This is a genomic window from Gallaecimonas zhanjiangensis (assembly GCF_057624825.1).
The window spans coordinates 1,205,290-1,226,984 of sequence record NZ_CM172603.1 but is presented as its reverse complement, the minus strand read 5'-3'; the positions used below and the strand labels follow the sequence as shown (position 1 = coordinate 1,226,984).

Genomic DNA, 21,695 nt, shown 5'->3' with positions numbered 1-21,695 from the left:
ATGCCGCTTGTTTTTTATGCCAACTGCCGATGCAGGGCGTCACGCAAACTGGCCGCCCGCACCCCAAACACCAGTTGCACCCCCTGGCCAATCACCAACACGCCGTTGGCGCCAAGGCGCCGACAGGCCTTTTTGTCCACCATGCCGGGGTCGGCTACTTGCAGCCGCAGCCGGGTGATACAGGCATCCACCTGTAGCAGGTTCTCCTTGCCGCCAAGGGCTGCCAGCAGGGCATCGGCCACCACCTGATTGGTTGCCGGTACCGCTTCTTGCACCGGCGCCTCGGCCCGCCCCGGGGTGGGCAGCTTGAAGGCGCCAATGGCCACGTAAAACACCACGAAATACAGCCCGGCCCAGAGCGGCGCCAGCCACAACAGCGGGCCAAGGTGACTGGCCAGCGGCCAATAGGCCACAAAGTCAATCAGCCCCTGGGAATAGCTGATGCCATGATGCACTCCCAGCAGGATGCAGAGCACGAAGGCAAGGCCGTTCATGATGGCGTGAAAGACGTACAGGGACGGCGCCACGAACAAAAAGGCGAATTCCAGCGGCTCGGTCACCCCAGTGACCATGGAGGCCAGCGCGCCGGAGAGCATGATGCCGCCTACCTTGGCCCTGTTACTTGGCGTCGCCCGTAGCCAAATGGCTAAGGCCGCCATCGGCAGGCCAACGATTTTGGTCAGATACCCGCCAGCCAGGTGCCCGGCGGTAGGGTCACCGGCCAAAAAGCGCCGCACTTCACCGCGGATCCAGCTGCCGTAGCAGGCATCTTGCCCCACCGGCAAGATTTGCCCATCCAGCACACACACACCACCGGACTCAGTGAAAAAGGGCACGTTCCAGATGTGCTGAAGGCCAAGGGGGGAGAGTAGCCGGTCCACCACGCCATAAAGGCCCCAGGCCGCCACCGGGTCGCCGTCGGACACCCAATGGGAAAACTGGGCTATCCAGTGGGATAAGGTAGGCCAGACGGTGGCCAAGCTTGCCGACAACACCAGCGCCGGTAGCACGATAAGGGCCGCCAACAGCCTAGGTCCGGAGAAAAACGCCAGCGCCGCCGGTGGCTGCCAATGGCGACTAAATGAGGCCACGTAGGCCACCATCAGCCCGACTACTACCCCACCGGCGGCGCCGGTATCCACCGGGCCGCCGGCAAAGGCGTCGAGGCCGGCATTGGTGATGAGATAGGCAATGACAGCGGCAAGGGCGGCGCTGCCATCGTTACGGCTAAGGCCGGTGGCCACCCCCACCGCAAACAGTAGCCCCAGGTGGGCAAACACCGCATCGCCGGTCTGATAAAGCCAGGTCGAAACGGCGCTGGACCACCAGCCGGGTGCCGCCGCGCCAAGGCCCAGCACCAAGCCTGCCGCCGGTAAAATTGCCACCGGCAGCATCAAGGCTTGGCCCAAGCGCTGGGCTTTTGCGAATAGGTGTTTTCTCACTTAGAGCGCGGCACTCCATTGTGCAAGCCAGGGTAAGGCGTCCTGCTCTGGCTCCAGGGTTTCCAAAGAGTCGATGTTAAGGCGTGGCAGTAGGGCCTTGCCGCCCAGCTCTTCGAGCAGCTCTTCAAACTGGTTGCCAGCCCCGCAGTAGGTATCACCATAGCTCGAATCACCAAGGGTGATAATGCCGTAGGGCAATTGGCTAAGCAGCGGGAAGGTATTTTTGAGTTCGATGAAAAACGGTACCAGGTTGTCCGGGATATCCCCCTGGCCGGTGGTGGAAGTGACCACCAGCAAGGCATCGGGCTTGTCGTAAATCACTGCCGCAACGGTAGGCTCGGCAAACAGCACAGCCTGATGGCCGCTGTCGTTCAGTTTTTTTTCAAGGGTCTGTGCCAGTTGTTCAGCGGCGCCGTACACGGTGCCGCACACCAGATGGATAATGGCCATTAGATTTCCTGTTCATGCCAGGCAGCCGCTTTGGCCATCACGGCCTGACTGTCCCAGCCAAAGTGATTGAATAATTCGGTCCAGCTTGCCGGTAAGCCCGCTTTGATGTCCAGTTGGCTGCCGGTGACCGGATGGGTAAAAGAGAGTCGCCAGGCGCGCAGCCCCAACTCGTTAAAGGCCATCTGCTCACGGAAAAAACGGTTGTGTTTGCCGTCACCGTGGGTGGTGTCGTTGATGATGGGGTGACGCAGATGATCAAAATGGCGGCGCAGCTGGTGGCGCCGGCCGGTTTTGGGCGAGCAGCTCATCAGGCTGTAACGGGCGGTATTGTAGCGGCCAACGGCAAAAGGTAGTTCACCATGGGCCAGGGGTGCATAAGCGGTGACCGCATCCTGGGCACTTTTTTCCAGGCGAGGTTGGCCCATAACCGCGTCATGTTCTTCCACCAGCGGGTAATCGAGTACTGCCCCATCCTTGACCCAGCCGCGCACCAGGCTCAGGTAGCTTTTCTTGACCTGGCGTTCGGTAAAAAGTGTGGTGAGCTGGCGGGCAACATCGCTAGACAGGGCAAACAGCAGCAACCCCGAGGTAGGCCTGTCCAGCCGGTGAACCGGAAACACATGCTGGCCCAGTTGGTCACGCAGCAGCTGCATGGCAAAGAGCTTCTCGCCGCTGGCGATTTTAGAGCGATGCACCAGCAGCCCGGCGGGCTTGTCTATCACCACCAGGTGTTCGTCTTGATAACAGATGGGTAGCATCATTCGCGAACGCGTTTCCCGCTCAAAAGTTCATCGAGGTCGGCTATCAATTCCAGCAGCGGCACCAGCCGCGAGCCGTGGTGGCGCCAGGACTCTTCGGCCATGGGGCAAACGCTGACATTACTGGGCGCCTGGTCTTCGCCAATCAAGAATTTAAGCTTGGGCAAGTAGATAAACTGGACCCATTGCTCGAAATCCAGGGTATCCACCGCAAAGGGCTCGGTGCTGGCCAGAGCCTGCTCACCAGGGTGTTGCTGGGCCCACAATTTTTGAAGGCGCATCTCCATTTCGATTTGCTCGAGCAGCAGCAGCGCCTGTTGATGTTTGTCGCTCATATCGACTCCTTTGCAAGGGCGTCTAGGATAGCAAAGCCAGGCTCCCTATAATGCCCCTTTTTCCGTTAAGAGCCCGACCATGGAACTTCACAACCTGGCCGATTTTCTGGCCGCTAGCGGCGCACGTTATCAGGTCTTTGATCTTGGCCGGCGCGTCAGCCCCTTGCCCCAAAGTGACTTCGAACGCTACGCCAGCGGCCAGGCTCCTTATCCTTTTCCGCTGCAGCGCCAAGCCTGGCTTGGCATTCTGTTCTGGAAAGAGCAGCCTTACGTTTGGTTTGTGCGCTTAGGGCTTGACGAGCAGGGCCTCATAAACCAAGGCCAGGCTGCGCAATTTATGGCCCAAGTGCTGGCTGCTATGAAAGAAGGCCAGGACGCCCTGCCGGACAATCCCTACACCTTTGTGCCCAGCGAAGAAAAGCGGGCCGCCTTTCATAGCCAGGCACGGCTGTATTTGGGCGAGGGCGCTTCGCTCTTCTACGAAGAGGCCGCCGCCTTTGCCCGTGGCCAGCTTGACGATTGGCAGCGCCTGGGTTTGCAGGGATTGGCCGATCTGGTAGCAAGAGACCGGCAAAGCGCGCATTTCATTGCATTTGTTGCCACAGCCCCTGCGCCGGTGTTGGCGCAAATTGCCATCCAACTGGAAAACTACCCCATTGACGCCGCACTGGCAGAGGCCTTGTGGCAGCGCCTTGACGCCCTGCCCCAGCCTGTTGCCCGTGCGCTAGCCCAAAGCCCGCTACAGGCTGAAGCGGCCGATAAACTGCTGGCACTTGGGGATATTCAATCGCTGCTGGTGGTTGCAGGCAGGCTTTGGGAAGCCCTTACCGATAACAGCCGCCTTGGTCGCTTTTTGGAAGCGGCGGCCCGCTGTGATGACGGGCGCCACTTTCAGGCGCTATTTGCAGACCTTGTGATGATACCGGCGCTTCGCAGCCAGCTGCTGGCCAAACTGCGCGACCCAGCGCGCTCCGACATCCTGGGCCAAGCCATTGGGAGGCTCTTTTGACCGAATTACTGTGGTTGCTGGCCTGTGCTATCGGGCTCTTTATTTTCTGGCGCCTGCGCCAACAAGAAGAATGGGCCCGCCTGGCGGCGGCTAATCTGTGCAAACAGCAGCAATTGCAACTGCTGGAAGTGGCGCTGGTCAAACGGCGCCTGGGCAAAGGCGGCCTTATTCACCGCTACGCCCTGGATTTTAGCCAGTCGGCGGATACCCGCTATCAGGCTGTCTTTGAGATGCAGGGTAGGAAGATCGTGAGCGTGGAGTGGCCGGTAATGCGGGATATCTAACGCCAAAAACAGGCGCGCCGGGCACATTCCATTGCCCGGCGCGTAACTAAAAAGAAAATCCGTTTTTCTGGCGTCCTTTCCGGCTTCCTTGCCTTTCCCTTTCGGTGTCCTACCGCAGTCCTGTTTCGGCATCCTGCCTGGCCAGCGTCCTGCCCACCATCTTCATCCGTGAAGCGTGTTCCTGTTCCTTACCAACCTTGGTTTTATCCTTGTGGTCTGTCCCTAGCCACGTAATAAAGTTTACTGTCATTCCCGGCCGAAACAACGCCTCCACACCCCATCTCAGCCATGGCGAACCTTTAAGAAAAAATACTATTTCAAATAAAAACAAAACGTTATAAAAAATTCGCCGACATCACACCCGGTTCAAACCCCAAAAGGCGCACAGCCTTGTAAGCCATTTCGCACAAAGGAAGGGGGAAGAAGGTAAAGGCGCGGTTAAAAAACAAGCTAAGCAGCCAAACAAAGGGCACCCTGGTTCGATGACAAGGCCCCAAAAACAAGAAGCCGGGAAGAGGTAACCTCTTCCCGGCAAGAGCGGCTTGGATGTCGATTCCTTGCGCTTTATGCTCCTTGCATCGTTCCTTGATTCTCCCAATCCTTGGGATTTCCTTTAATAAGGCTCCTGCCTTGGTCCTTTTCGGTATCCTTACCTGGCTAAGCGTCCTGCCCCGCCACCTCTTTCCTGAGGCCTGTCATCATCCCGATGACCTCTTCCTTGCTTGTCCTTGTCAGTATCCATCTGACAGTGTCTAGATTAGCGTCTGGGCCGTTGATAACAAGCAGGTAACGAACAGAAAAACACCAATGACTCAGGCAAGCTAACGCGTATAAAAACAACAAATGGCTGTTTTATAAAACAATAAAAAATTGAAGTGGGATGAAGCACGCTACTAAATACGGAGATTGCCCCTAGCTTTGTAAGAGATCTCGCACAAGACTGCGGGTAAAGAAGGCGACTGCCTGTAGAGGGGGGATGAGCAGGAAATTTACCAAGCACCAGAAACAAGGTGGCCGGGACGGGTCTCCCCATCCCGGCCAAGAGCGGCTCGGTGTCGATTCCTTGCGCTGTATGCTCCTTGCATCGTTCCTTGATGCTCCCAATCCTTGGGCATTCCTTATTAACGGCGTCCTGCCGATGTTCCGTTCGGTATCCTTACCTGGCCAGACTCCTGTCCCGCCACATCTTCCTGATGGTTACCGCGTCCTGCGGTGTCTTCCTTGCTTTCGTCCTTGCTGCCAACGTCCTGTCGACAGGGATAAGAATACGCGAGCAGGCTTTGATAACAAGCAAGCCTGCCAAGCACTGGCTTAACAGCGCAAGAACAAAAAATCAGCAACAAAAGCCTAATCCATTGATTTAAATAGGCCTCAAAAAGCAGGTGCCGATGTTAACCGACAGTGAAAAGCGGAATAAACCCCACCCCTTGTGAGATATGGCTTACAAAGTTTTTCCATAATTTCCCGAGCAGCAATGCTGACAACAAGGTATCAATTGCCTTTTGTGGGATTACACTGGCTAGAAGAGCCTTTGCAGGAGAGCACCATGGAACAACCGGTACATTACTTGCGCGAGCTTTTTGCGCAGTTGGGCCTACCCGACAGCCACGACGATATTGAGCAATTTATTGCGACTCACCAGGGCCTGAACGCCAGAACCAACCTGGCCGATGCGCCGTTTTGGAGCAAGTCACAGGCCAGCTTCCTGCGTGAGGGGCTAAAGGCTGACTCTGACTGGGCCGAGCCTATTGATGAGTTGAACGTGCGTTTGCGCTGAATTTGTGGATCATAGGGCTCCTTCGAACGGAGGAGCCTTGCCATGTCCCGTGAACTGAGCGATGTAATTTCTGCCATCAAGGCAGAAGGGCGAAAGCCCACCCTGGCCCTGGTTAAAGCCAGGCTGACCAGCACCGTGCCGCTGCCCACCATCATCAGGGCGTTGCAGGGTGGCAACATCGCCGAGGTTGCCGATACTCCCCCTCCTCCGCCCTTCACACCGGCCCAGCAAGCCTGGATAGCCCAGTACGTGGCAGCCCAACTGGCCCCATATCAGGCGGCTCTAGCCGCCCACGGCATCGCCTTTGCAGACAAGGATGCGTGATGTACCTGGTTGACGTGACCTTTGATCTGTATGAAGACAGCGCCGTGCACCTGGTAGAAGGGGCGGTGATGCGCGTCTTTGACGCCTGGCGCCATCAGGGCCAGGTATTGGGCCGGGAGCTGCCCACCTGGATAAAAGACGGCAGCCTCAACCTGCGGGTGGTGTGCCCCGAACCTGACAGCCTGCACAGCCGCCATCTGTCACCGGCCGGGCGCCATGCCCTGAAGAAACTGGGTGAAGCGGGTTTGACCCAACCTCGGGTCAAACTGCTGGGGCGAGACTTGTTTTCCGACACCACCGCCGAGCCAGAACCACCTAGCTGGCAGCTGCTCTACGCCACCTTTGTGCACAACTGCAGCCCGCTTCGCAGCGGCGAAACCCTGGCGCCTATTCCCCTTTACCGGGTGCCGGCTATCGCCAACGGCGACCATAAACTGCTGCTGCGCTGGCAAGACGATTGGATGGCATGCGATCAGTTGCAGATGAACGGTGTCAGCGCCGAACAGGCGGCGCTGGTTGAATTGGGTGACCCCAAAAGCCCCCTTGGCCGGCGCGGCACTGACTTTGCCAAACGCCTCGAGTACCTGACCAAGATCCCCACCTATTACTATCTGTACCGGGTGGGCGGCGAGAGCCAGGAGGCCGAAGCGCAGCGCCCCTGCCCTGGCTGCAGCCAGCCCTGGCGACTAGCCGAAACCCTGCACGGCATCATCGACTTTAAATGCGACGACTGCCGGCTGGTGTCCAATCTCAGCTGGGATTTTCAGTAAGGCTGTCGAGAAAGGCGGCCAGGGACGGCGCTAAGACTTCGGTAGCTTCTTTACCCACCGGCTCCAGCACCACCTCGCCACTTTGGTTGTCGATGCTGAGCATGAAGTTGTCGTCGTCGGTGCAGGCAAAAAATACCGTTACCGGTTGCTTTAGGCGCCGCTTCATCAGCACGTGGCCAATGATGTTTTGCTGCAATCGCTCAAAGTCCTGCGCATTCCAGGCACCTAACAGCTGCACTTCGCCACGCTGATGGCCCACCCGCAGGTACTCCATAAAGTAATGGCTGAAATAGGCTTTGATGCTGGGGTGCAGTTCAAGCTCAAGGGCGCTCTCGACATTGGCAAAATCGCCGGCAGGTTCGCGCTTTACCGGTTGCCAGCGCCCGTCGCCTTCACAGGGAGACGGCCAGTCGGGGTCAGGCTGGTAGCGCCAGCAATCGTGGTCCTGGGGGATACGGCTAAAGAGGCGTTCAAGGGCGCTTAGGCTGTCCATCGGGGCGGGCTCTTGGATACAATGGCAGGCCAGTTTAGCCAAGGCCAACGCCAATGCCAAAAAACTCCCTTTATGACGGCGCCCATGAGCTTGCCGATCTGCCGCTGGGCAAAACCAGCCAGTATCAGGACCAGTACGATCCAAGCCAGCTTCGCGCCGTGCCAAGAAGCCTCAACCGCGACAGCCTGGCCCTTGACGATACCCTGCCTTTTGTGGGCGAAGACATCTGGAACGGCTATGAGCTGTCTTGGCTCAACGCCAAAGGCAAACCGGTGGTGGCCCTGGCGCAGTTTCGCTTCCCGGCCACCAGCCCCAATCTGGTTGAATCCAAGTCCTTTAAGCTCTACCTCAACAGCTTTAACCAGACCCGTTTTGAAAGCGCAGATGCAGTGAAAGCGGCCCTGGAGGCAGACCTGAGCGCCACCGCCGGTGGCAAGGCGTCGGTCAGCCTGTACGGCCCGGCAGACCTTGCCGCCATGCCTTTGGCTGACCTTGATGGCCAGTGCATTGACGAGTTGGATATCGAGGTAGACGACTACCAGTTCAACCCCGCGCTGCTCGACGGCCTGGGCGCCGCTGAGCAGGTGGAAGAAAAGCTGGTCAGTCACCTTCTTAAATCCAACTGCCTTATTACCTCCCAGCCCGACTGGGGCTCGGTGCAAATTCACTACCGCGGCCCGAAAATAGACCGGGAAAAGCTGCTGCGCTACCTCATCAGCTTTCGCCAGCACAACGAATTCCACGAGCAATGTGTCGAGCGCATTTACATGGATTTAAGCCGTCGCCTGGCCCCCGAGTTTCTGCTGGTATCGGCCCGGTACACCCGCCGCGGCGGTCTCGACATCAACCCCTGGCGCGCCAGCGAGCCGGTATTGATGAGCAATCCCCGCCTGCCCCGCCAATAAAAAAGCCCGCTTTACGCGGGCTTTTTTATCAGGCCTTGTTGGCATCCGGCGCCGGCAGGTCAATACCAAGCCAGGCCTTAAACGCCACCTTCTGGGCGCGGGAAGGATGCTTGACCGGTACCACCTTGTACTCGGCCGGGCGCTCGCCAAGGGTTACCTCCAGACTTTGCAGGGCGTCGCGGCGAAACAGGGTCAGTTTGACCTTGTCGCCGGCCTTATGGGCTTTGAGGCGCTCCTCCAAGGTGCCGGGCACCAGGCGTAGGCCATCGAGGGCCACCAGGATATCGCCATCGCTCAGCCCCGCCTGCCAGGCAGGAGAGTCTTTCTCCACCCCCAGCACCGCGCCTTTGTCATCCAGGGTCAGGCCGGTAAAAAGGGCTTGGTCACCAGCGTCGAGCTTGAGGCCGAACTGGTCCAGCAGCGCGTCAAAATCGATATCCCCCAGCGGCGCTTTGACCTTTTTGGCCCAAAAGGCGCTGTAGTCCTTACCGGAGAGGCTTTTCAGCTCGTCCAGCAGGGTCTGGTCGTTAAAAGTCTCAGGGATGCGGTGCTTGGCGTAAAGGCGCTGGTGCAGGTCCCGGTAGCTGACCTTATTGGCAGTGGTTCTTAAAAGGTCGGCATCCAGCAGCCAGGACACCAAGGCCCCTTCTGAGTAGATATTGACGCTGAAGTTGTGGCCGTAATCGCCGCCTTTTTCTATCCAGCTGTCAAAGGAGGCTTGCGACACCGACTGGCTAAACCGGCCCGGATTGGCCCGGTACGCCTTGATGCTGCCGGCCAGCACTTTGAAGTATTCCTCCGGCTTCATCAAACCGGCCCGCAGCAGCAGTTGGTTTTGAAAATAACTGGTGGAGCCTTCGGCCAGCCACAAGAGGGTGGCGTAGTTCTCGTGCTGGTAGTCGTAAGGCACCAGGCCCTCTCCCCGGTAGGCCTTGACGTTCCAGGTGTGCACAAATTCGTGAGCGGCGGTCCCCAAAAAGCGCAGGTAGGCTTCGCGGGGCGCAAAATTGTAACGGCTGGTCTGGATAATGGTGGAATTGAAGTGCTCGGTGGCGCCGCGCTCACCGCTGGTGGCATGGACCATGAACAGGTACCGGTCAAAGGGGTAGCCTTGCCAGATGGCCTGGCTGGCGGTAACCATCTTTTTAAGATCGTCGGCCATTTGCTGGCCCTGGTAGTTGCCGTCGCCCCAGATAACCAGTTGGTAGTCCTTGCCGCCAGCGCCGAAGGCGTAATCCTGTTGGATACCGGTTTCGATGGGCGAGTCGATCAGTACGTCATAGTTGGCCGCCTTGAAGCTGTGCTCGCCGGTTTTTTCCATACCGGAAGCAGAGCGCCAGCCCTTAGGCACACTCAGCGCCACCGTTACCGGCTGCTGGCGGGTGGCAGCGCTGTAAAGAAAGGCGCCGCTGGCGTCGATAAAGGCATGGCTGTCGTCGATATGGTGCAGGCGTTCACCCAGGCGATTGGCATAGAGCTGGTAGCTGACCTTGAGGGTGCCACTTTGCTCTGCCATCACCCGCCAGGTGCTCTTGTCGATTTTCTCGATAGCCACCGGTTGGCCGTCTATGCTGGCGGTAACGGCACGTAAAGTGTCAGCCTGATCAAGGATTTGGTAGCGACCAGTACGCCAGGCAGGCATCATCAAATCCACCTTGCCCGCCCCTTTGGCCTGGGTCATCTCTACCTGGGCCAGGTGGTGAGCCGGATCTGTGATTGTCATCTGATATTGCACGTCGGCCTGGGCCGAGAGGCTGGCAGCGGCGCACAAAATGGCAAAAAGAGGTTTCATGTAATGGCGTCTCTTGGTCATTATGTTTTTGAATATGAAGGTTATGTTAGCAACTGTGCCAAGACACACAACGGCGCTTCGACCGCCGGTAGCAGGATAACGACAAAACGGACATGAGAACGCTACTGCTTTGCCTGGCGCTGGCCAGCCTGCCGGCGCTGGCCGTCACTACCGACGAACTTCAGGACGCCCGCCTGGACGTGTCGGAAAATCCCGCCGCCGCCCTGGCGCTGGCTGAGCACACCCTGGCCGACCCCAACACCAAGGCCCTGTATTTTCAGGCGCTGCTTCTTAAAAGCTGGGCTGAGCTAAAAGAGAACCCGCAAAACACAGACATTTCAGCAGCGTTGGAGAAGCTTAAAACCCTGGCAGCAGAGGGGACGACCCCTTTGCTTAAAGCCGATTACGCTTTTCTTCGCGCCTCGGTGGCCATGGAGCAGCACGCCGATAGCAACACCGCCCAACCTTTGCTGGAAGAGGCCATGAGTTACTGCCGGCCTTTTAGCCAGATGGCGGCCTACCGTTACTGCGCCGAGATCACCGCTTATGCCGCCAATAGTTATGCTTTCAGCGGCGATCTGGCCAAAGCCAAAACCTTGATTGGTGACAGCTACCGCTTTGCCAAGCTAGGGGGCAGCAACGGCACCTACCTCGACGTTAAACTGCTGGAAGCGGCCCTTGCCCGGCGCCAGGGCGACTCGGCAAAAGCCTTAACACTGTTAAAAGAAGCCGAACTCGAAGCCCAGCAAATGGGCGAAAAGCAGCGCCAAGGCCGGGCTCTTAGCCGCCAGGGCATGATTTACCTGGAATTGGGCCAATACCCTCAGGCCGAGCAAAACCTGATGGATGCCCTGGCGCTGTTTGAGCAACAAGGCGATAAGGCCGACACTGCTGAGACCTTTCGCTACCTGGGCCAAATGATGCTGGCCCAGAACAAAACCAACCTCGCCATAGTGCAGTTCTACAACGCCCTGGATATCGCCAACCAGTTGCACTGGCAGCTTACCGCCAGTCGACTGATGCTGGACATCGGCCAAACCTATCGCCAGATGGGTAACCTTAAAAAGGCCCAAGACTTCCTAAGCCGCGCCATGGCTACCATGCAGGCCCATAATCTCAGCCTGTATCTGCCCCGCGCCCACTACCAAATGGCACTGCTTTATGAAGATAAAAAGCAGGACGACAAAGCCGCCATTGAGCTCAATGCCACCCTGGATGGGGCCCGCAAAAACCCCACCGTCGAACGCCAGTTAGAACTGGACGCCATGAACAAATTGGTGGCGCTTTACGAGCGCCAAGGCAAATACCAAGCGGCCCTGGAGATGGCCAAAGCGGTGGTAGCGTTGCCGGTACATGACGCCCCTCGCCAGCCGGTTACCGTTGAAGTGGTGGCGCCACCGGCGCCCCCCAAGCCTCACGAAGACGGTATGCCGCCCTGGATAATGGCACTCGCCGGGCTGGTAGGGCTGCTGGTGGGCATCGCCCTGACATGGCTGCTGACTCGCCGGCGCCGGCCAGCTAAACCACGCAAGGACAAAGTGGCTCTGCATCCGGCCAGCGGCTTTTTAAGCATGCAGGGCTTTTTAAACGAAGGGGACAAACTGCTGGGCGAGCTGCGCCTAGCCATGGATGTCACCAATACCGGTAGCACCAAACCAGACCATCAGCCCCTTGCTGCTATTTTGTGTAATTTGCCCGGCATGGCCAGCGCCTACGAAACCTACGGTTTTGAGCAAAGCCGCCAAGAGCTTCGCCGCTTTGCCAAACAGCTGCAAAACCTGTTACCCGAAGCGCGGATGATGGTCCAGCCCTCTCGGGATTACCTGCTCTTCGTACTGCCAAGCCCGGTTGCCGGTAAGGAAATGCTGCTCACCGAGCGGCTGCGCCAGGCCATCGGCCTGGCCGCCAAAGACACCTTTTTGGACATGAAAGAGCTGTGCTTTGCTGGCACCTTGCTGCCGCTGCTGCCCTATCACCCGCGGGTGGGCTCGGCCATGACCGTGTTCGAGACCTTGCTCTTTACCCTAAGCCTTGGCTGCATCGACAAACCTTTTAGCGATCTGTGGTTGATTGGCCAAAGCTGCACCCTGCCCTCAGCCATGGCCGACCCGCTCAGAGAGAGCCTGGGTGAGGCCATGCAAAACGGCACGGTCAAGGTTGTGGGGCTACCTTATGGAGAGTTGACCCAGCGTTTGCAACAGCTGGCTGCCCGTCAGGAAACTTTCAAGGTAAACTGGCCAACAGTAGAAGAGGCTCAGCCCATTGTATGAGTGACCCTGTTGATATGGATGGCAAATCGCCCGAATCGTTGTCTGTCGGTCTTCGCCTGCAGGAGCAGCAAAACCGTGCCCTGCTTGAACAACTTGATCTGGTAAGCCAGTTACTGCGCCGTACCTGTCATCTGTCGTTTGGCCTGGACCCAGATCTGGATAACGATCTGCAGCGCCTCTCTAACCTGATGCTCACCCCGGAAAAGCTCACCCGCAGCCAAGGGCAACTGGCTGGCCTTAGCGATCAGCTGGGCCTGCAACAGGACAAATACGAAAAGCGCCTCGCCAACTGGCAGGCAAGTCTCAACGACACCCTTAAACAACTCAATCAAATCAACGGCCTACCTGGGGAACTTCGCCGCCAGCTAAAGGCCCTGATAAGCGACTTGCACCTACCCAGGGTGAGTCTCTATCGGCTGTTGCCGCTCACCCAAGAAGCCCTTAGCCTGCTGCTAAAAGTGGCTACCCTTCACCGGCGCCAACCCGAAGGCGACGCTGGCAACGATGCCTTGGCAGCCATGGTGGACCAATTAGTCGCCATGGTATCAAGCCTGAATCTTTCCGGCGCCGACCATGAGCTGCACCAGATACGCCGCCAGTTGCTTTCCCCCATCACCCAGGACGGGCTGCTGGATCTGACCATCGAATTCTTGCAGGTGGTGATCAAGGTGCTTGATAAAGAGCGGCGCCAGGCCAAACAGTTTTTGCAACTGGCCAGCGACAGCCTCAAGGATCTGCACCAGCGCACCACCCGCACCCTGGGCGAGCACCACCTGGGCAATCGCCAGCAGCAGGTCATTAATGGCCGCATTGATAACCTGCTGGTCGAGCTGACCAGCGGTCTTGACGCCAATAACCTGCAACAGGCCGGCCAGTCCATGGAGCAACTGAGCAGCCTGTGGCAGGAAAAAATGCAACTTGAGGCAGGGCTTTTTGACGAGCAGCGCCTGCGCCTCGAAGAGCTGCAGCAACAGGTTGCCGACCTGGAAACCCGCGCCGAGCAGTTTCGCAATCAGCTGGCCCAGCAGCGCCTGGACAGCCTCAGCGACAGCCTCACCCAGTTGCCCAACCGCGCCGCCTTTGACGAGCGGTTGCTGGCCGAACACAAACGCCTGCAACGCTTTGGCCACCCCTTGTGGATGGCCATTTTGGACGTGGACCACTTCAAAGACATCAACGATCGCTTCGGCCATATCGCCGGCGATAAAACCTTAAGGGTGATTGCCCACACCATCCGCCGTAGCCTGCGCGACACCGATTTTATCGCCCGTTTCGGCGGCGAAGAGTTCGTTATTCTCTTTCCTGAACTCGAAGAAGCCGACCTACACCGCCCGCTCACCAAGATTCGCGAGGCGGTTCGCAATATCCCCTTTAAATTCAAAGACGAAAGTGTCAGGGTCACGGTATCCATCGGGGCGACCGAAGTGCATGCCGCCGAGCAACCCATGGTGGCCTTTGAACGCGCCGACCAGGGTCTTTATCAGGCCAAGAACAACGGCCGCGACCAGGTAGTGATCCTTTCCAGGGAGTAAGGATGATCGTACAACTCAGTCCCATCGGCAGCATGAGCTTGCTGTCGCAACTGGAAGTGGACAGCCTCAAGGCCAGCTCCCGCTCCAGCATCTACCAACTGTTCCGCAACTGCTGCCTGGCGGTACTCAACTCCGGCAGCCAGACCGATTCAAGCAAAGAGATCTTAGAGAAATACAAGAACTTCGAGGTCAACGTGCTGCGCCGCGAGCGGGGCGTCAAGCTTGAACTGATTAACCCGCCTGACGACGCCTTTGTCGACGGCAAGCTTATTCGCGGCATCCACGAAAGCCTGTTCTCGGTGCTAAGGGACATCCTCTATGTGTCGTCCCGCATCGACACCCAAGACCTCAATCTCACCCAGGCCAGCCACATCACCAACCTGGTGTTTGCCATGCTCCGTAACGCTGGCGCCTTAAGGCCCAGCAGCGAAGCCAACATGATTGTCTGCTGGGGCGGCCACTCCATCAGCGATGTGGAGTACGACTACTGCCACGAGGTGGGGTATCAGCTGGGGCTGCGCGAGCTCAATATCGTGACCGGCTGCGGCCCCGGCGCCATGGAAGGGCCCATGAAGGGCGCCACCATCGGCCATGCCAAGCAACGGGTAGGCGGCGCCCGCTACATGGGGCTTACCGAGCCTTCCATCATCGCCGCCGAGCCCCCCAACCCCATCGTCAACGAACTGGTGATTTTGCCGGATATCGAAAAACGCCTTGAAGCCTTCGTGCGCATGGCTCACGGCATTATCGTCTTCCCCGGCGGCGTGGGGACAGCCGAAGAAATTCTCTACCTGCTCGGCATCCTGATGCACCCGGAGAACCGCAAGCAGGCCTTGCCGGTTATCTTTACCGGCCCCGAGCAAAGCGCCAGCTACTTTGCCAAGCTCGACGAGTTTATCCGCGCCACCTTGGGGCCTGAGGCCGCCAACCATTACCAAATCATCATCGACGATGCCGACTTGGTAGCGCGCCATCTCAAAGCCGCCATGCCCGAAGTGCTGGCCTATCGCCGCACCGAAGGCGACGCCTTTTACTTCAACTGGTCGCTGAAAATCGAGCCCGAGCTGCAATTGCCCTTTGAGCCCACCCACGACAGCATCCGAGACCTGCACCTGTACCCGTCGCAAAGCAAGGTGACCTTGGCGGCCAACCTGCGCCGAGTGTTCTCCAGCATTGTCGCCGGCAACGTCAAGGAGCAAGGCATCAAGGCGGTGGAAAAACACGGCCCCTTTGTTATCGACGGCGACCCGAAAATCATGGCCGACATGGACAAACTCCTAAAAGACTTTGTCTTTCAAGGCCGCATGAAGCTGCCCGGCAGCACCTACCACCCCTGCTATAAAATCGCCCAACGCTAATGCCCCGTCTTGTTCTGATTGATGCTTTAAACCTTATCCGCCGCCTGCATGCTGCCAACAGCGCGCAGGTGGTGGCCGCCTGCGATGGCGCCTGGCAGCGCATCGCCAAGGAGCTGGAGCCAAGCCATGCCCTGGCGGTGTTTGACGGCAAGGCGCCGTCCTGGCGTTACCAGCATTTTGCACAGTACAAAGCCGGGCGCAGCCCGATGCCAGAAGACTTGGTGCCAAGGCTCGGCGACATCGCCGCCACCTGGCAAAAAAGCGGTCTCAAAAGCTGGTTCCCCGAAGCCGAAGAGGCCGACGACCTTATCGCCAGCACCGCCCTGGCCGCCCGCAGCCACAACGTGGCGGTGGCGGTGGTCTCGACCGACAAAGGCTATGCCCAGCTCCTTGACGCCGGAGTGGTGCAATACGACCCCTTTGGCCGCCAGTTTCTCGGCGCCCAGCACTGGCAGCAAAAGCTGGGCATCAGCCCCTCGCAGCTCACCGACTACCTGGCCCTGACCGGCGACAGCACCAACGCCGTGCCCGGGGTCAGTGGTGTCGGGGCCAAAACCGCGGCCCAGCTCCTTGGGCAATACCGTCATCTTGCTGACATACTGGCATCAGAGGCTGATGACAAAGCGGTGCTGAAGGTCAAGGCCGACGCCAAGGCAGCGTTACTGGCCAAAACCCTGGCCACCTTGCGCGGCGACCTGCCTCTGCCCTTTGGTTTGTCCGATTTGAGAAGGGGTTAGCAATGAAGATTCTCATCACCGGTGGTGGCCGTGGCATTGGTCTGGAAATGGCCAGCTTCTACGCCATGCGCCATCAGGTCAGCGTCACGGTGCGCGACGAGCGCCACGCCAACAAGGTGGCCAGCCTCGGCGCCAGGCCGCTGTTTTTGGATCTTAACCAGCAGCAATCCATCAACGATCTGGCCAAGACCTTGGACGGCGAAGCCATCGACATCCTTATCCATAACGCCGGGGTGCTGCACCCCGAAGGGGATCTGGACGAGGTAGACGCCTTTAACTTCGCCCACAGCATCCAGGTCAACGCCCTTGGCCCCTTGCTGCTGACCCAGGCGCTGCTGCCCAATCTGTTGGCCGGTCAAACCCGCAAGCTGGTGTTTATCACCTCCTTGATGGGCTCGATGAGCGACAACGGCTCCGGCAGCTATTACAGCTACCGGGCCAGCAAGGCGGCCCTGAATTCGGTGGCCAAAACCCTGGCGGTAGATCTGGCCTCAGACGGCGTCAAAGTAGGGATTTACCACCCCGGCTGGGTGCAAACCGATATGGGCGGCCCCCGGGCGCTGATTGATGTCGGCACCTCGGTAGCCGGGCTCACCGCTCGTATCGACGAGTTGGATGAAACCCGCTCGGGGCGCTTTTTCAATCACGACGGCACGCCCCTGCCCTGGTAAAAAAAGCGGCCCGAGGGCCGCTTTTTTCATGCCTTTTCGGGCGTCTTTTTCTCTTCCTTGGCCTTGGGGGCCGGGCGATAGGGCTCGCCCTGGCTCCACCAAGTGGGGGCTGGCGCCCCTTTTAGGAAGTGGTCGAAAAAGGCCTTCATCTTGATGGTGTAATCGAGCTTGTTGGGATACTGCTTGAGGTGATGGGGCTCCCCTTCGTATTGCAGCATCACCACCGGTTTGTTGAGGCGGCGCAGCGCCGAGTACAGCTCAATACCCTGCTGCCAGGGTACGGCATCGTCTTTGTCGCCAAACTCAATCAGCAGCGGCGTGTGGATGCGGTCGGCATAGAACAGCGGCGAGTTCTCGATATAAAGCTCCGGCGCTTCAAAAAGGCTCTGGCCGATACGGCTTTGGCCGGTTTCGTACTGGAACTGGCGAGAAAGGCCAGTGCCCAGGCGAATGCCAGAATAGGCGCTGGTCATGTTGGAGACCGGCGCGCCAGCCGCGGCGGCGGCAAAGATATTGGTCTGGGTGACCACATAGGCGGTCTGGTAGCCAGACCAGCTATGGCCGTGCAGGCCGATGGCCTTGGGGTCAGCGATGCCCATGTCGACCAGCTTTTGCACCCCCGGCACCAGCGCCGACACCGAGCTTTTGCCCGGGGTGCCGATGTCAAAACGGATATCGGGCAGGAACATGGCATAGCCATTGGAGGTGTAATAGGCAAAGTTGGGCCTGTGGTTAACCTTGAACTCGTTGAAGCGATAAAGCCGGTCGGTCATAAAGCGGTAGTAATAGACCAGCACCGGGTAGCGCTTGCCGGGCTCATAGCCAGCGGGCTTAATCAGCACCCCGTCCAGCGGTGTGCCGTCCAGGTTGTGCCAGTGCACCAGCTCCGGCTTGCCCCAGGCCAATTCTTTGGTGACGGGGTTAACCTCGGTGAGCTTGCGCGGCGCGCGAAAATCGCCGTTATCCACCCACAAATCCGGGAACTCGTTGAACGCCTCGCGGGTAAAAAGCCAGGTGTCGCTGCGCTTGGCCTTGGCCACAAACTGGTAGGTGTTGGGCGATACCATCAGCGGCGACACCCCGTCCTGGCCGAGGGTCAGGCGGAAAAAGCCGGTGTACTTGTCTTTGTCGGAGTAACCGGTTAGCAGCAGCTTGTCGCCATTTTTAACCTCGGGCAGCTCTGGGTCTGGGCTCACTACCCGAAGCTCAAGCTTATCGGCCCTTTTGTGGGTAAGTTGCTTGGCCTTGCCGTCCGCCCCCATCTGCCAGATGTCGAACTTGTCGTACACCAGCACCGCCGAGCCGTCGCTGTACCAGGGGCCAAAGCCGTAACCGGGAGCGGGCGCCGGGTAGTCGTTGTCTTCGTCGCCAAAGCCGATGGGCAGGCCTTTGGTGAGGTTCAGCAGTTTTTGCTTGCGAATATCAGCGATTTTCACGTCGCCGGCGTCAAAAAACACCGCAAAGTGGCCCTGGGGCGACAGGCTCGGGGCCTGGCCCAGGTGGCGAGCAATCACCTGCTTTTCCCCAGTGGAGAGGTTGACGGCGTAGTAGTCGCGGTAAAAGCCGTTCCAGGTCACTTCCTTAAGGTAAGGAATGTCGCTCGAACCCAGCAGGTAGCCGCTTTGCTCGCCCATGGCCACATCCGGCACCGCTGCATCGGCCAGAGGCACGAACCGGCCATTATTGAGGTGAAATACCCCCAGGTAGCGGTGCTTTTGCCGCTCCTTGTAGGTGAGCTTTTCCTGGGGCTTGATGCGCGGGTCGTCGCCCTGCCAAACCTCCAGGGTGCGGCCGGCAACGATTTTGTCGATGTTGGTCAAATCGCTTTGGCTGTGCACATCCGGGGTGACCCGGGTGTCGGGGGCGGCAACCGGCTTGCGGCCCACAAAGAGGCGGCGGTCATCGAGGGTAAAGCGCAGCTCGTTGGGGGCGCTGACGTAAAAGCCGTCTTCCGGGGTTTGCAGCTCTTTGAGCTTGCCGCCTTGAGAGACCAGCACCTGGTAGGGGCGGCTTTGCTCGTCATCGTTTTTATTACCGCGAAGGGCGGCGTAGAGCTTGCCGTCTTTACTGAAACTCAGCTGGCGATAGAGCTGGCCGGTGCGGCTTTGCACCAGCTCGCTTTGGCCGGTAAAAAGGCGCAGTTCGCCTTTGTCGCCCTCGGCCTTGGGGTCGATGGCATACAGCAGGGCGTCGCTGCCGGGTTTAAAGGCAAAATCCGCCACCTTACCCAAAGAGTGCTGCTGGCCGCTTTCAAGGTTCACCAGCAGCAGGGTTTTCTCGGCCTTGGCCTTTTTAGCGCCTTTTTCATCGGTGCTTGGCGCCTTTTCAAGCTCCACCGCCAGGCGGCCGCCTTTGTCGGCCAGGGCAAAGCGGCTCACCGCCTCAAAGCGTTGTTGGCGGCCGGTTTGGCTGTCTATCACCACCAGCGCCTTTTTAAGCTTGTCCTTTTTCTTGGCCTGCTCGGCCTGTAACTGCTCAAGGAGGCCGGCAGGCTGCCAAAAAGCCACATAGCGGCCGTCTGGGGTGAGCACTGGCGCGGTGCCGCCGACTACGGTCAGCTTTTTGCTGCCGTCAGTCAGGCGCACCACACCGGTAGCATCGCCCCGGTCGGGCTGGGCACTAAAGGCCGCCACGGCGCCGTTGTCGGAGAGCACCGGTTGGTCAATAGATTTAAAGGCCATCAAATCCTGCAAGGTAACAGGGCGGCCTTCGGCGTAGGCGCCGGTGCTGAGCACGGCACTGAGCAGCAAGGTACGGATAGCAAACATGGCAGTCACGCTTATGGGGTTTTGGGCGAGTCTAGCAACGGCCTTGGCTGCGGCCAACGCACAGGCCACGGACAGCTGCCAGCAAACGACAAGTTGATAAGACGTAACAACGCATTACGTGGAGAACAGCGGCTAAATATGCTATAAAAGCGCGCTTCACAGGCACCTGACTGTTAATAGTGCGGCAGTTGTGGTCGCCTTTACTACAATACCAAGCATGCAAAATTGCACGGAGTCAGTGCGTCATGAGCAAACAACGTATTACCGTGATCCCAGGCGACGGGATCGGTCCCGATATCATCGATTCTGCCCTTAAGGTCCTCGACAAGGCAGGCTGCGACTTTGAATACGATTTTGCCAAGGCCGGCCTTGCCGCCCTGGAAGAAACCGGCGAGCTGCTGCCCCAGGAAACCCTGGATCTGATTGAAAAGAACAAAGTTACCCTCAAAGGCCCACTGACGACTCCGGTTGGCGGCGGTTTTACCTCCATCAACGTTTCCCTGCGTAAAAAATTCCAGCTGTACGCTAACGTACGCCCGGTACTGTCTTTTAAAGGCACCAAGGCCCGTTACGACAACATCGACATCATCACCGTGCGTGAAAACACCGAAGGCATGTACTCCGGTGCCGGCCAAGTGGTGAACGAAGACCGCACCCAGGCCGAAGCCAAGTCCCTCATTACCCGTGACGGCGCCAAACGCATCGTGGAGTTTGCCTTTGACCTGGCTCGCCGCGAAAACCGCAAGAAAGTCACCGCCGTTCACAAGGCCAACATCCTCAAAACCACCTCCGGCCTGTTCCTGGAAGTGGCCCGCGAAGTGGCCAAGGAAAACAGCGACATCCAGTTCGAAGAGATGATCGTTGACGCCTGCTGCATGAACCTGGTGATGTACCCCGAGCGTTTCGACGTCATCGTGACCACCAACCTGTTCGGCGACATCGTCTCCGACCTCTGCGCTGGCCTGGTAGGCGGCCTGGGTATGGCTCCTGGCGCCAACATCGGTGCCGGCGCTGCCATCTTCGAAGCGGTGCACGGCTCTGCCCCTGACATCGCCGGCAAGAACATTGCCAACCCCAGCTCCGTTATTCTGGCCTCCATCCAGATGCTCGAATACCTGGGCATGCAAGACAAAGCCGAGAAGATCCGCAAAGCCCTGACCGAAGTCATCGACTCTGGCGACCGTACCACCCGCGATCTGGGCGGCACCGGCTCTACCACCGACTTCACCCAGTCCATCCTGGACCGCCTCTAAGCCCCGGCTTAGTTAAAAAGAGGCCCCAACCGGGGCCTTTTTTATGGACGCCGCATGAACGCCGTACTGGAACTCAAACAGCGCCTCAAGGCCCAAAGCCAGCGGCCTTATCTTGCCCGTGGCCACAAGGTGGTACGCTGCGAAGGCTGCGCCTTGGTGCCAGAGTTTTGCCTGTGCCCCCATCGCCGGGCGCTCAAAAGCCGCCTCGAATTCGCGCTTTTGATGCACCGCAACGAGCCCTTTAAGCCCAGCAATACCGGCAAGCTGATTTGCGACTTGCTCCCCCAGACCCGCGCCTTTGCCTGGCACCGCACCGAACCCGAGCCGGCGCTCCTTGACTGGCTGGACGAAACCACCCGTATCGTCTTTCCCAGCCACTATGTGGCGCCCGCGCGCCTGGCGCCGCTGCCCGAGAGCGGCCCGGTTAAGCTCCTTATCCTCGATGCCACCTGGCCCCAGGCGGCCAAAATGCTGCGCTCCAGCCGCTACTTGGACCCTTATCCAGTGACCGCCATCGACGGCGAGCTTTTGTCGGGCTTTTTGCTGAGAAACCAGCACCAGGACGGCCACCTATGCACCGCCGAAGTGGCGGCGCTGCTGCTGGAGCAAGCCGGGGAAGGGTTTAACGGCCAGTACCTCACCGCCTGGCTTGGCGCCTTCTCGGCCCATTACCTGGCCGCCAAGCGCCACGGTCTGCCGGGGCCAGAGGCGCTTTCGGCGCTAACGGCCTTAAGCGCCCAATCATAAAAAAGGCAGCCATCAGGCTG

Annotated in this window: 20 protein-coding genes; 13 read left to right on the top strand and 7 right to left on the bottom strand. The window is 58.8% G+C overall.

The window, feature by feature from the left end; genetic code table 11:
• Positions 1-14: 14 nt before the first annotated feature.
• From AC22G1_RS05760 to AC22G1_RS05745, 4 genes are read right to left on the bottom strand one after another with little or no spacing between them, the layout of a single operon-like run.
• Positions 15-1,442 carry a PTS transporter subunit EIIC gene (locus AC22G1_RS05760; protein ID WP_487315922.1) on the bottom strand — a complete coding sequence of 476 codons (1,428 nt, stop codon included), beginning with the start codon at positions 1,440-1,442 and terminating at the stop codon, positions 15-17.
• Positions 1,443-1,892, bottom strand: a complete 450-nt coding sequence (locus tag AC22G1_RS05755) for a flavodoxin (RefSeq protein ID WP_487315921.1) — start codon at positions 1,890-1,892, stop codon at positions 1,443-1,445.
• A complete protein-coding gene (truC, locus tag AC22G1_RS05750; protein WP_487315920.1) occupies positions 1,892-2,653 on the bottom strand; it encodes a tRNA pseudouridine(65) synthase TruC in 762 nt (253 codons plus the stop codon). The genes AC22G1_RS05755 and truC overlap by 1 nt, the downstream gene beginning before the upstream one ends.
• Entirely contained in the window at positions 2,650-2,985 is a 336-nt protein-coding gene (locus tag AC22G1_RS05745; RefSeq protein ID WP_487315919.1) for a YqcC family protein, read from the bottom strand. Before AC22G1_RS05745 ends, truC begins: the two co-directional genes overlap by 4 nt.
• Positions 2,986-3,064: 79 nt before the next feature.
• Between AC22G1_RS05745 and AC22G1_RS05740 the strand changes: the two genes are divergently transcribed.
• From AC22G1_RS05740 to AC22G1_RS05720, 5 genes are all read left to right on the top strand, one after another.
• A complete protein-coding gene (locus AC22G1_RS05740; protein WP_487315918.1) occupies positions 3,065-3,994 on the top strand; it encodes a DUF3549 family protein in 930 nt (309 codons plus the stop codon).
• Positions 3,991-4,278 (top strand): DUF3301 domain-containing protein, encoded by a 288-nt coding sequence (locus AC22G1_RS05735; protein ID WP_487315917.1) that lies wholly within the window; start codon positions 3,991-3,993, stop codon positions 4,276-4,278. The genes AC22G1_RS05740 and AC22G1_RS05735 overlap by 4 nt, the downstream gene beginning before the upstream one ends.
• A gap of 1,546 nt (positions 4,279-5,824) precedes the next feature.
• A complete protein-coding gene (locus AC22G1_RS05730; RefSeq protein ID WP_487315916.1) occupies positions 5,825-6,055 on the top strand; it encodes a DUF2789 domain-containing protein in 231 nt (76 codons plus the stop codon).
• A 42-nt stretch (positions 6,056-6,097) separates the two neighbouring features.
• Positions 6,098-6,379, top strand: a complete 282-nt coding sequence (locus tag AC22G1_RS05725) for a hypothetical protein (protein ID WP_487315915.1) — start codon at positions 6,098-6,100, stop codon at positions 6,377-6,379.
• Positions 6,379-7,149, top strand: a complete 771-nt coding sequence (locus tag AC22G1_RS05720; protein ID WP_487315914.1) for a Zn-ribbon-containing protein — start codon at positions 6,379-6,381, stop codon at positions 7,147-7,149. The genes AC22G1_RS05725 and AC22G1_RS05720 overlap by 1 nt, the downstream gene beginning before the upstream one ends.
• Here the strand turns inward: AC22G1_RS05720 and syd are convergent.
• Positions 7,130-7,642: a SecY-interacting protein gene (gene syd, locus AC22G1_RS05715; RefSeq protein ID WP_487315913.1), complete on the bottom strand. Its 513-nt coding sequence runs from the start codon at positions 7,640-7,642 to the stop codon at positions 7,130-7,132. The two genes, AC22G1_RS05720 and syd, sit on opposite strands and share 20 nt — an antisense overlap.
• 53 nt (positions 7,643-7,695) lie before the next feature.
• Here syd and queF point away from each other — a divergent pair, with 53 nt between their 5' ends.
• Positions 7,696-8,547, top strand: a complete 852-nt coding sequence (gene queF / locus AC22G1_RS05710; RefSeq protein WP_487315912.1) for an NADPH-dependent 7-cyano-7-deazaguanine reductase QueF — start codon at positions 7,696-7,698, stop codon at positions 8,545-8,547.
• A gap of 28 nt (positions 8,548-8,575) precedes the next feature.
• On the opposite strand, the gene AC22G1_RS05705 is transcribed toward queF, so the two are convergent.
• On the bottom strand, positions 8,576-10,360 hold the full coding sequence (locus tag AC22G1_RS05705; RefSeq protein ID WP_487315911.1) for a M61 family metallopeptidase: 1,785 nt from the start codon (positions 10,358-10,360) through the stop codon (positions 8,576-8,578).
• Positions 10,361-10,452: 92 nt separating this feature from the next.
• Between AC22G1_RS05705 and AC22G1_RS05700 the strand changes: the two genes are divergently transcribed.
• From AC22G1_RS05700 to AC22G1_RS05680, 5 genes are read left to right on the top strand one after another with little or no spacing between them, the layout of a single operon-like run.
• On the top strand, positions 10,453-12,609 hold the full coding sequence (locus tag AC22G1_RS05700; RefSeq protein ID WP_487315910.1) for a tetratricopeptide repeat protein: 2,157 nt from the start codon (positions 10,453-10,455) through the stop codon (positions 12,607-12,609).
• Entirely contained in the window at positions 12,606-14,141 is a 1,536-nt protein-coding gene (locus AC22G1_RS05695) for a GGDEF domain-containing protein (RefSeq protein ID WP_487315909.1), read from the top strand. The genes AC22G1_RS05700 and AC22G1_RS05695 overlap by 4 nt, the downstream gene beginning before the upstream one ends.
• Positions 14,142-14,143: 2 nt before the next feature.
• Positions 14,144-15,499, top strand: coding sequence for a nucleotide 5'-monophosphate nucleosidase PpnN (ppnN, locus tag AC22G1_RS05690; RefSeq protein ID WP_487315908.1), 1,356 nt, complete (start codon positions 14,144-14,146; stop codon positions 15,497-15,499).
• Positions 15,499-16,236 carry a 5'-3' exonuclease H3TH domain-containing protein gene (locus tag AC22G1_RS05685; RefSeq protein WP_487315907.1) on the top strand — a complete coding sequence of 246 codons (738 nt, stop codon included), beginning with the start codon at positions 15,499-15,501 and terminating at the stop codon, positions 16,234-16,236. Before ppnN ends, AC22G1_RS05685 begins: the two co-directional genes overlap by 1 nt.
• A 2-nt stretch (positions 16,237-16,238) precedes the next feature.
• Positions 16,239-16,907, top strand: coding sequence for an SDR family oxidoreductase (locus AC22G1_RS05680; protein ID WP_487315906.1), 669 nt, complete (start codon positions 16,239-16,241; stop codon positions 16,905-16,907).
• A gap of 26 nt (positions 16,908-16,933) precedes the next feature.
• Here the strand turns inward: AC22G1_RS05680 and AC22G1_RS05675 are convergent, their stop codons facing one another.
• Positions 16,934-19,675: an alpha/beta hydrolase family protein gene (locus tag AC22G1_RS05675; RefSeq protein WP_487315905.1), complete on the bottom strand. Its 2,742-nt coding sequence runs from the start codon at positions 19,673-19,675 to the stop codon at positions 16,934-16,936.
• Positions 19,676-19,920: 245 nt separating this feature from the next.
• On the opposite strand from AC22G1_RS05675, the gene AC22G1_RS05670 reads away from it, so the two are divergent.
• A complete protein-coding gene (locus AC22G1_RS05670; protein WP_487315904.1) occupies positions 19,921-20,928 on the top strand; it encodes an isocitrate dehydrogenase in 1,008 nt (335 codons plus the stop codon).
• 54 nt (positions 20,929-20,982) lie between these two features.
• Positions 20,983-21,675 carry a tRNA-uridine aminocarboxypropyltransferase gene (locus tag AC22G1_RS05665; RefSeq protein ID WP_487315903.1) on the top strand — a complete coding sequence of 231 codons (693 nt, stop codon included), beginning with the start codon at positions 20,983-20,985 and terminating at the stop codon, positions 21,673-21,675.
• The last annotated feature ends 20 nt before the right edge of the window (positions 21,676-21,695 follow it).